Origin of the sequence: Plebeiibacterium sediminum, from assembly GCF_026013605.1 — a bacterium.
In the GTDB taxonomy this organism is placed as follows: domain Bacteria; phylum Bacteroidota; class Bacteroidia; order Bacteroidales; family Marinilabiliaceae; genus Saccharicrinis; species Saccharicrinis sediminus.
In genome coordinates, this window is the sequence record NZ_JAPDPJ010000002.1 from 178,432 (window position 1) to 189,385 (window position 10,954).

At 35.2% G+C, this 10,954-nt stretch carries 8 protein-coding genes; 4 read left to right on the forward strand and 4 right to left on the reverse strand.

Going from position 1 to position 10,954, the window contains the following annotated elements; translation table 11 throughout:
* The first annotated feature begins 384 nt into the window (after positions 1–384).
* On the forward strand, positions 385–1,248 hold the full coding sequence (locus tag OM075_RS02575) for a hypothetical protein (RefSeq protein ID WP_301188902.1): 864 nt from the start codon (positions 385–387) through the stop codon (positions 1,246–1,248).
* A gap of 185 nt (positions 1,249–1,433) precedes the next feature.
* Complete coding sequence (ybaK, locus tag OM075_RS02580; RefSeq protein WP_301188903.1) at positions 1,434–1,901, forward strand: Cys-tRNA(Pro) deacylase; 468 nt, start codon at positions 1,434–1,436, stop codon at positions 1,899–1,901.
* 116 nt (positions 1,902–2,017) lie between these two features.
* Here the strand turns inward: ybaK and OM075_RS02585 are convergent, their stop codons facing one another.
* The gene (locus OM075_RS02585; protein WP_301188904.1) at positions 2,018–3,409 is read right to left on the reverse strand and encodes an aldo/keto reductase; all 1,392 of its coding nucleotides are present in this window, start codon (positions 3,407–3,409) and stop codon (positions 2,018–2,020) included.
* Positions 3,410–3,427: 18 nt separating this feature from the next.
* Complete coding sequence (locus OM075_RS02590; protein ID WP_301188905.1) at positions 3,428–4,933, reverse strand: 4Fe-4S binding protein; 1,506 nt, start codon at positions 4,931–4,933, stop codon at positions 3,428–3,430.
* A 265-nt stretch (positions 4,934–5,198) separates the two neighbouring features.
* Here OM075_RS02590 and OM075_RS02595 point away from each other — a divergent pair, with 265 nt between their 5' ends.
* Entirely contained in the window at positions 5,199–5,654 is a 456-nt protein-coding gene (locus OM075_RS02595; protein WP_301188906.1) for a hypothetical protein, read from the forward strand.
* Between the two features lie 144 nt (positions 5,655–5,798).
* On the forward strand, positions 5,799–6,185 hold the full coding sequence (locus OM075_RS02600) for a DUF302 domain-containing protein (protein WP_301188907.1): 387 nt from the start codon (positions 5,799–5,801) through the stop codon (positions 6,183–6,185).
* Positions 6,186–6,579: 394 nt separating this feature from the next.
* On the opposite strand, the gene OM075_RS02605 is transcribed toward OM075_RS02600, so the two are convergent.
* Entirely contained in the window at positions 6,580–7,953 is a 1,374-nt protein-coding gene (locus OM075_RS02605; RefSeq protein WP_301188908.1) for a sensor histidine kinase, read from the reverse strand.
* Positions 7,954–8,187: 234 nt separating this feature from the next.
* Positions 8,188–10,101, reverse strand: a complete 1,914-nt coding sequence (locus OM075_RS02610; protein ID WP_301188909.1) for an RICIN domain-containing protein — start codon at positions 10,099–10,101, stop codon at positions 8,188–8,190.
* Positions 10,102–10,954: the final 853 nt, after the last annotated feature.

Consider the following 10,954-nt stretch of genomic DNA (forward strand, 5'->3'; position numbering starts at 1 on the left):
ATCTTGCCACAGCGATGAGAGAGAGAGAAAAGGGCGTAGTGTACTTATGCTGGTTCAAGTTTACAACTTGGACCTTAATATAAAACCTTTTGCTTGTGATTGATTTAAGTGTGTCTGGAAATAATGATTTAAGTGATTAGTCACAAGATACAATCTTACGACAGCGAATGGGCGAAAGCGAGTTGAGAGCTGAGGGCAAAGGGCATAGTGTACTTGTACTGGTTCAAGTTTGCAACTTGGACCTTTATTCAAAACTTTTTGCTTGTGACTGATTTTATCGTGGGCTGGAAATAATGAATTAAGAGATAAGTCACAAGATACAATCTTACGACAGCGAATGCGAGTCAGCAGGTTAAAGAAAAATGACAATAATAAAACAAACTTATGAAGATAAAATATTTGTATATAGCAATAGCTTTGCTTGTTTCGATGCAAGCAACATCAGAAAATACGATTAAAGAGGTTGCAATGAATGATACTTCTTTTTCTGGAAAACTATTTGCCTCTTATGACAATACAGGAATTCCTGAGTATTATTTTTCAGATTACAAATGCAACAAGGGTAATGCCAAAGCTAACAGAGGCATAAATATTCGGATTTTTTGGGACATTTGGGGTAACTTTATTAAGGTAGGTATACCTGATGGATCAGACTTAACAAAGATCGATAACAGTAAATTTTGTGATAAAGATTACGAGCGATTACATCAGTTATTAATTAATCCTCATGCCGGTATTCAATTCTATAAATTAGATGAATATACCCCTGCAGAATCTGAAAATCAATATTATGCTGTGGACGCCATTTCCGGAGCTACAGTGGTTGATGCTTCATACGATTGTATAAGAGGTGCTGTTAAAACGTGCTATGATTTATACAAACTTGTAAATGGTAATATTACTTCCTTCATTAAAAGCAATACTCAAAAGTTAATGTTACAAAACAATATGGATGAAAATTTAATTAAGCTAACCAGCTTTATAATAAAAGAAGAAAAAGTAACCTCATCGCATTTTAATCTTATCACTTCTGAATTCAAGATGAATAATCCGATAGCTTACCTCTCCTCCACCATTGAATTGGCACGCCTGTCAAACTACTCTGATAAATCATTTAACTACTGGCTGGAAACCTATTTTTCAATAAGTACGGATTCCATTGAAAAGACCATTATCTACAACTATTTAATCCAGAATAATCACAAAACTAAAAGCATTAAAAACTATTTGATCAGCAGGAAAATCTAGTATGTAATATAAAAATATACATACTATTTCGTCTCTGTTATATTTCTCGATTTTTATATCCGGAGTTGCACTTCCGAGTGTAACTCTTTTTCTTTTTTATCTCAATTTAACAAGTATATCATTTCGTTCTTTATCCATTTTGTGTTTATTTTTGCTGCCAACAAAGATTTATCACACAAAATCGGATGAAAAAAACCAATGCCATGCGGATTTTAGACCGCAACAAAATAAAATACAATGCCATAACTTATCAGGTTGATGAAAAAGATTTATCCGCCATTCATGTTGCAGATAGTTTAGGTCAGGATATTGCTAAAGTATTTAAAACCTTAGTACTAGAGGGTGATAAAACAGGATATATTGTGGCATGTATTCCCGGAGCTGAGGAGGTGGATTTAAAAAAGCTTGCTGCTGTAAGCGGTAATAAAAAATGTGTTATGATTCCTATGAAAAGCATACTCAATATTACTGGTTATATTCGAGGTGGTTGTTCTCCTGTAGGCATGAAAAAACCGTTCCCTACTTTTGTACACTTCAGCGCAACTGATTTTGAAACCATATATATAAGTGCGGGAGTAAGAGGGATGCAGGTTGAAATAAATCCATCACATTTAATAGATCTAACACAAGCTACTGTTGGTGATTTGGTATAATTATTATCCAATCAATATTTATAAAATTTCTGATACAAAAAAAAGAACGATAGATCATCTTATCGTTCTCTTCATATCATTTATGTAATAACCTTCGATTATAAGTTCTTATACCTCTACCCTATTTCTGTCCCTTGTTTTAACTGCTCTACAAAACGATCAATACGGGTCATCTCCTCTGGTATTTGAATGCGTTGCGGACAAAGAGGTATGCATTTTCCGCATCCTATACAATGATTCGCCTGACGTAACTTAGGTACACTACGATCATAGCCCACCAAAAATGCTTTACGAGCCTCCGTATAATTATCGTCCTGCAAACTCTTTGGAAAATTTCCTTCGTTTATACATTTATTATAATGAGCAAAAACTGCCGGAATATCTATACCATAAGGACAAGGCATACAATACCTGCACTCGGTACAGGAAATTAAAGGATATTGTAAAATCAGCTCAGTAATTTCATCCAATAGTGTTTGTTCCTGATCGGTTATTGGTTCTAATGGCGAATAGGTATCCAAATTATCCACTAAATGCTCTTTATAGGTCATGCCGCTCAGTACAGTCAGCACTTCCGGTGGTGTACCGGCATACCTGAATGCCCACGAGGCCACACTTGCTTCAGGTCGCTGTTGTTTTAATTTACCCATTAAAAAGTTTGGTAGCTTGGCCAGTCTGCCACCCAAAAGCGGCTCCATAATAACAGCCGGTGTTTTATGCTTTACTAGTTCACTAAACAAATATTCCCCGTTCACATTGGCTCCTGTAGCATGAAGCCAGTCCACGTAATTCATTTGTATCTGAACAAAATCCCATTGAATATCCATTGCCAACAGGTAATCAAACACCTCCACATCACCATGAAACGACCAGCCCAGATTACGAATTCTTCCTGCCTCCTTTTCTTTAAGCAGATAGTCAATCATGCCATTATCAATATACCTGGCCTTAAAATTCTTCATTCCACCCAAACCTACTGCATGCAACAGGTAATAATCTATGTAATCAACCTGAAGCTCTTTAAAGGAGTTGTGATACATTTTAATCGACTCTTCTCGAGTTTGTGTATCCGGACGGAAATTAGACAGCTTTGTTGCTATATAATAAGAATCGCGAGGATGACGTTTTAAGGCAATACCCGTTGTTTTTTCAGACAAACCTCTGCCATACACAGGTGAAGTATCGTAATAATTCACACCATATTCCATGGCCTCATCCACCAAATCATTCCAGGCATCCTGGTCAATTTCCTCCTCTGTTTCACTGATTTTTTTCATGGGTAGTCGCATACATCCATATCCCAATAAGGAGACTTTATCGCCTGAATAAGGATTGGTACGATACTCCATTTTTTGAGGATCAATATTTGAAAGGCTTGCTGTACCTGAGGCTATTACACTGCTATTTTTAGGTTTACAGCCATAAACAAACGCCGTTGAAGTTGCAGCAACTCCTCCCAGAACTTTAAAAAATTGTTTTCTGTTTATATTATTATTTTTCTTTTGCATCTTCTAAATTTCTTGGGATTAAATATTTCTGTGTCTCTCAGTTCCTTCAACATAAATGGCACTTAATGGGCGCGAAGGACATAAATATTCACAAGCACCACATCCAATGCAACGTTCTGTATTCACTGCAGGAATCTTGCGGGACTTTTCATTGTTTGCATCAGAAGGTATCATTTCAATGGCTCCGGTTGGACAATGATCTGCACAATTACCACAATCCACATCATCAGTTAATACCACGCAATTATCTTTAATCCAAACGGCATATCCAATTTGGGTTGACGACTTGTCTTCTTTTGTAATTAAATTAATGGCTCCAGTAGGACAAACCTCGGAACAGCTTGTACATTCCGGACGACAGAAACCTCGTTCGTATGTCATCACCGGTTGCATAAAAGTTTTTAAATCAGATGATGGTCGCAATACACCATTTGGACAAGCTGAAACACAAAGACTACAAGATGTACAATGCTGTGTAAAATGTTTGGAACTCCCCGACCCCGGAGGAGTTATTGGAGTTGTTCGATTTGGAATCTTTTTATCTTTGATAACAGCTACTCCTCCTTCTACTACTTTTTCCTGAGCTTTTAATACCGGAGAAAGAGCCAATGCTGTGGCAATGGTTAAAAAGCTACGACGCGTATTAGAGCCCTCCTCCTGACTAGCAGATGAAGCCAATAAATACTCCTTTTTCTCCTGTTTTACTTTTGAAGCCGAACGATAGGTCATTGCATCCCGGTTACAGGACTCAATACAATCCATACAAGTAACACAGCGACTATAATCAATGGTTTGATTTTTGGTATCAATGCAAGATGCTTTACAATTTCTGGCACACAAATTACATCCATTACACTTTTCTGTATTAAAAACGGGTTTCAGATACGAGTATCTGGAGATAAAACCCAATACCGTTCCCACCGGACAAACTGTATTACAATATGTTCTTCCATTTTTCCAGGCTAAAACCCCAGTCAATAAAAACATCACAACTGCAACCAAAAATGCAGGAATACTCTTTATCCACACATCAACACCATAAAAAGTATAACTATCAACTCTGGCAGCAAAATAAGCAATCAGGTTATTGCCCCATTGGTACAATGGTGAAAACATATTAGAAGCAATCCTCCCATAGGCACCGTAGGGATCAAGAACAGAAACCACAGCACTTATTCCTGCCAGTAATGCAACTATAAAAACAGCCAGAAAAGTATATCGCAACCAGTTCAGTGCTGCAGAATAATTAAAACGGCGTTTTTTACGCTTCCCTGCAAACCACGAAACAATATCCTGCCAAACGCCCAAAGGGCAAATAACAGAACAATAAATCCTTCCGAAGGCAAGGGTTAACAGAACCAGTATTACAACGAGACCTACATGTAAGCCTAATATTGCAGGAATAAATTGAATTTTAGCCAGCCATCCAAACCAATGATGAATGGTTCCGGTAAAATCAAGAAATAATAAAGTAATTAAGGAAAAGATCAGGGTTGCTAATCCTATTCTGATTTTTTTAAGCATCGTATTATATTTTGTCAGGGTTTATTTTAAAATACCTTTAAAAATAAAACAATTACTTTACGCTACTTCTTAACGAGTTGTTAATACGCTCTATTTAAATTCCATCTAAATACAATACAATAAACGCTTACCTTTTATTGCAATTGGTATTGGATTCCATTACAACATGAGCTTTGAGCGTAACTAATATTTCGTTTAGAGTGTTATATCATTAAATTTGCATCCTTAATTACACACAATACAATTAACATTAAAAACACACCACATGAAGTATTTATTTATTGTAGCATTCTCTTTAATTTCGCTTTTTAGCTCAGCTCAAAAATCATTTAAAACAGGCGATATTCAATTAGATACAGATTTAAATGAGATTAATGCCAGAGCAAATCTGGATTTTGGAGCCTTTAAGACAGATTTAAGCATTAGTTACGATATCTCAGAAAAGAAGATTGAGTTTATGCATGGCTCTTTAAGTATGAGTCCGGGCGATATATATGTAGCTTTAGAAATTTCTAAAATATCAAAAACACCAATAGACAGAGTAATCAATGTTTATAAATCACATAAAGAACATGGATGGGGAAATATTGCTAAAGAATTAGGAATAAAACCAGGTTCTCCTGAATTTCATCAATTGAAAAACAATTCAAAAAAGATGAATAAAAACAACAGAGGTAAAGGTCCTAAAAAAGGCAATGGTCATCGCAACAAAAACAGATAAATATCTTTCTTATAAACCTGACCCTACAGTATCCTTAACAAGCAGGTCTACGGCCAATAAATGTTTTAAAACAAATTCATATCTAGTTTGTTAGATATTTGAATATTATTAATATATTTAGATTAATCTTTTAAAACATTAACCATGTCATACTACATAAATACAATTATTTCAATGGAATATGATAAAGCCATTGACTACGTTAAGGAAGCATTAAAAACAGAAGGTTTTGGAGTAATTTCTGAAATTGATATTCAGGATAAACTTAAAGAAAAGCTGGATGTTGATTTTAAAAAATATAAAATACTGGGAGCTTGTAATCCCGGCTATGCATATCAGGCTTTACAAAAAGAAGATAAAATCGGAACCATGCTTCCTTGTAATGTGATTGTTCAGGAAGTTGGTGAAAATAAAATAGAAGTTGCAGCAGTTGATCCTATTGCATCCATGCAAGCCGTTGAAAACTCAGAACTTGGATCTATTGCTCTTGATATACAAGAAAAACTTAAAAAAGTGATTATTTCTTTGTAAATCATTTAAAAATATAAGTCTAAAAAGCTATTTCCGATCTGGAGATAGCTTTTTTTATAGACTATGTTCAATATTTAAATCAGAACAAAAAAAAAATTTGTTTTGCTGTTAAATTGTAAACTATGAACTGCCGGCTGAGTGCTATGAACTGTATACTATTAATCGGATAAAACCACGTCCTCTTTGTGCCTCAGAGACTCCTCCTTAAAAGTAGAAGAGTTTGATTTAAATGATACAAACGAATTACCAGATGAACAAATGTGCGCATCCACAAATTACCAATTGTGTACTGCCATAGTTCCATATTTTATAATTGATTCTTTACAGAGTATCCAATAAGTGCAATTTCATTTAAACGTAAATACATTGCGTATAAAAATATTCAGTTATTTTCTTATCCCTTAGGCAAGCTTATTTCAAACACGGAACCTTCATTTACTTTACTTGAAATAGAGATGGTACCACCATTTTTTTCAATAAAATCTTTGGTAAGTTTGAGGCCAATGCCTGACCCCTTTTCATTGGCGGTACCAGGTGTTGAGTGAAGAAATTCGGGAGTTAGCAGCTCCTTTAGAACGTCTGCTTGTATACCCACTCCCTGATCTATAAAACGGATATGGTATTTGAAAGAATCTTCTTGGCCTTCTATGGTTATTTTACTATTACAAGGCGAAAATTTTATGGCATTGGTTATAATATTGCGCACAACCACTTTTATCATCTCGTAATCAGCCTTTACAAACCAATCGCTATTAATTTTATTCTCTATATGAATTGTTTTTGTCTGAAACATGGATTCCACCTGGCTCAATATTTCTTTTAATAATTCATTCATACTAAATATTGTGGCTTCAACCGTAATAGCTTTAAGCTGACTCCTTGACCAGTTAAGAAGGTTTTCCAATAACTCAAAATTTTTATTAGAACTGTTTACTAATTGCTCAAGAAATTGATTTCGCTCCTGCTCCGAAAATTCTTTATGCTGATGAAATAATAAATCGGTTAGCTGTGCTGAAGTTCCCATTGCTCCACGTAAATCATGAGCAATAATAGAAAACAACTTATCCTTAGTGGCATTGGAAGCCTTTAATAACTCATTGGTATTGGCCAAAACTTTTGCATCACTCAAAATCTTTTTATCATCCTTTTCTTTTAATAATAAGAAAAATATAATAGTACTCAAGGTTAGTAAAAAGAATGATGCAAATGCCACATCCTGAATAAGACCTTTGGAAGTCAGGGACATTTTTGTATCCACTAATATGGCCGTAAAACCTCTGATAAAATTTATGATGGCAAGAAATAAGTATATACTAAAGGCCAGATATCTCCTCTTGCTGGTATTATGCTGCTTTAAAATCCATATAAACCCCAAAGTAAAAATCACTCCAATTACAAAAGATGCTACACCAACTCTAATATTATCGGGTTGCGTATTTATGATTAAGAATATGAATAAACTAATGAAACCAAAGATGGATATTCGTCTATAATTAATGGGCTTTTTTGCATTAATGTATGCCATACTAAAAACTTCCAGTCCACAGCCCCAGGCTAACAAAGTATTTCCTATTGTAACAGATACATAATAGGGAATAAAACGACCAATAATTGGAAGTAACCAGACAAAGCCTAAAAATAATTTACCAATGGCATATAATTGAATGATTCGGTTCTTCTTTGGACTCGTGATTTCGTAATACAACAAAAACAAAAAAGTAAACCAACTGGCTAATGAAAAGAGTAAAATAAGTGTTTTTACATCCATGATGTTTGTTATTATAAAATACGTAAATATTAAATTACCTATTCTATATTAAACTCACACTATGTATCTTCCATTATTTACCTGTTGAAATCACATATCGTATACAGTATTCTTACAAAAATTTCATTTCAATACCTATAAAGAGCAGATACCTCTATCAATAAACGCAAAAAACCTGAAGTTACCCTATTGTCAACTTCAGGTTTTTAGAATATAAAATACTATGAAAGAGAATTATTTCTTCACTATTTTATGCGTATAAGTTTTTCCGCCATCCTGTATTAAAACAAGGTATAAGCCTTTTGTTAAACTTGAAATATCAAGCACACTTTCTGTAAGTTTAACTTTCATAACCATTGAGCCAGAAGTAGAATAAATAGATACTACAGCTTGTTGATTATAATCGTCTGGTAAGTTAACATTAAGTAACCCACTTGAGGAAGTAGGATAAACAGCATATACATCTGTTGGAAATGCATCTTCATTTTCTGCTAAATCTTCTGATGCAACTGTAGCAGATTTTAAACTATTTCTTATAAACTGCTGACTTGAGTAATTTGCATTACAATCATCTAAAACAATACTTGCTCCTGTTGCACTTGAGCTATTCTCTACCCGTAAACACTGGTTGGTTGAACGGTTGATGTAAATGTAATAACCATCGCTGGTCGCTTCTCTTGAGAACATTTCAGACCAGTAACCTTCTTCACAATCGTATTGAACAATATTGCCATCCACAGCACGCATACATTTGCCGCTCTTTTTACTTTTAATCAGGAAGTAACCATCACCTATGTTACTTAACGTCCACTGCTGACTCCAATAACTACTGTTACAATCAGCTTGAATAATATTGGCATAATTTGAATAGCTTCCATCTTGGAGCTGAATACATTTATTGGTTAATCTGTTGGTCATGGTATAAAAATCATCATCAGATGGTGGTGTTGAACTGCAGGATGAAGGAACATTTTCCTGTGCAAAACCGGCAAACCAATGTTTAACTGGTGCAGCACAAGCCTCCCAGTCTCCATTATATGCTGTTCCTCCATCAGGATCACCATGATCTAAAAGGTTATCAGGTGCTAAAACATTCCAACTTACATTTCCTGACATATAGGTAATATGGTTAAAGTTAGCACCAAAACCATCTCCTCCGGCCGTGCCTGTTGTTGCAGTACCAAAAGTATCATAACCTTCCGGGGCCCAGTCTGTCTCAGTAATAACTATTGGAGCCAAGTCTGCAATGGGTTTTACATTGGTATTCCAGGCTGCCTGAAATGCGGTGTAGTTCCTGACTCCTCCCCAATATGCAGGATAAATATGAACTGCATATCCAATATTATCGCCTGTAATACGATGATTAACATAGCCTTGATAATGCGATTGCCATCCGGAACCTGGAATCCAGCAAATATTATTAGCTCCGTTATTTCGTATCATATCTACCAAAGGCTGAAAATAATTTTTTAAAGCGGCGAAATGTTCATCTCCCACCGATCCCCAATTGCCATTTACACCTAAAATATTAACCGGTTCGTTGGCCAACTCAAACATCACATGATCCGCATTTTTTATATAGGAATGAGATGACAAGAAATCCCAAACGGTCTCTAAATAGTTGTAATAGGCATCGTTTTGAGAAATCCTTTGCGGACAAACACCCGGAGGTCTAAGAATTACATACAACCCTCTTTGTTTTGCATGTTCCATTAAGGGAATAATAACCTCATCAGTGTATTTTACTAACCTGTTATAATTAAACCGCGAGATATCGTTCTCGTGTATTGGTTCACCAGGATCATTAGTCCAATATGGATCAATATGTAACCTTATATAATTAAGGTGCCATCCATCCGCTGTATTGGTTAGCCTATCCATAACTCTAAAATTATAGTCAAGGCATCCCTCAACATCATAGTTATCCCATGTACAGTAGGATGAACTAAAACCGTATTGGCATCCATTAAACCACGGACTGGGAGTAATAGCTACACCATGTAAAATTACATTATTACCACAAGGATCATTTAATTGTCTCCCATTCACATGTAAACGAGGTAATGGCATGCCCGGCCACGCCATCATTTCAAGACTTAATGACATGACAAAGATTAATAACAAAATGAATTTGCTTGCTTTTTTCATGATTTGATTTTTAAGGTTTAAAATTTTGCTAGTCAATAGCAAGATGTATTTTAATAGTATATATAGCGTTTGCAGATTTAACCTATAACAGCAGCCTTTACAATCATTATTCATGGTTAATAATTAACTCATTAAACTTGTGTATTCGCTTTTATTGAGAACTCTTTGTTTTAGGTAAGTTTTTTATCAATCTTATTTCATAAGACTAAGATCTTTCATGCCTTATATCATAACCAAAACAAAAATAGATTTCTTCACCATTCATCATTAGAACAGATGTTGCTAATGATTCAACGTATGTTGCACAATTATAACAGAGAAATTCAAGGAGATGTATGGAATAGATATATACAAATATTTACTCCTGTTGACCACTTTTGTACGCTTAAATTATTGAAAAGAAAGACAGAATGTCGATCATATAGAAGTTACAAGTACGGTATTAATGTTTCAGGCCGTCAGCCTGAGCGTAGTTGACGTGAATATACTTGGGGTGATACCCCAAGCTGTGATATTTCAGGCCGTCAGCCTGATTTAATATAACCCAAAATCTATTTTAGTAGGTGGCAGTGCCTATAAAAAATAGCTTTGGTGCTTGCAACACCCTCCTTCCCTAACGGTGGATGGTGAATATCTGGGTGTAAGTCTGAAAACGGGATGCTCATTAGCTCCATATGTAAAATAATTGATGCCAGAGGCATCACATGTTTATAGCATGGTTCAATATTAAAGAAATGGACTCCGGAGGAGTCACACAATCAAACATAGACTGACTTAGGTTCGACTCCGATGGAGTCGTTGTATTTCCTAATCACTTTGCTATAAACATGTAACCCCGCTGGGGTTAATATAG

Coding starts and splice junctions, on each gene's coding strand:
- OM075_RS02575 (WP_301188902.1), top strand. CDS start 385: ATGAAGATAAAATATTTGTATATAGCAATAGCTTTGCTTGTTTCGATG.
- OM075_RS02610 (WP_301188909.1), bottom strand. CDS start 10,101: ATGAAAAAAGCAAGCAAATTCATTTTGTTATTAATCTTTGTCATGTCA.
- OM075_RS02605 (WP_301188908.1), bottom strand. CDS start 7,953: ATGGATGTAAAAACACTTATTTTACTCTTTTCATTAGCCAGTTGGTTT.
- OM075_RS02600 (WP_301188907.1), top strand. CDS start 5,799: ATGTCATACTACATAAATACAATTATTTCAATGGAATATGATAAAGCC.
- OM075_RS02585 (WP_301188904.1), bottom strand. CDS start 3,409: ATGCAAAAGAAAAATAATAATATAAACAGAAAACAATTTTTTAAAGTT.
- OM075_RS02595 (WP_301188906.1), top strand. CDS start 5,199: ATGAAGTATTTATTTATTGTAGCATTCTCTTTAATTTCGCTTTTTAGC.
- ybaK (WP_301188903.1), top strand. CDS start 1,434: ATGAAAAAAACCAATGCCATGCGGATTTTAGACCGCAACAAAATAAAA.
- OM075_RS02590 (WP_301188905.1), bottom strand. CDS start 4,933: ATGCTTAAAAAAATCAGAATAGGATTAGCAACCCTGATCTTTTCCTTA.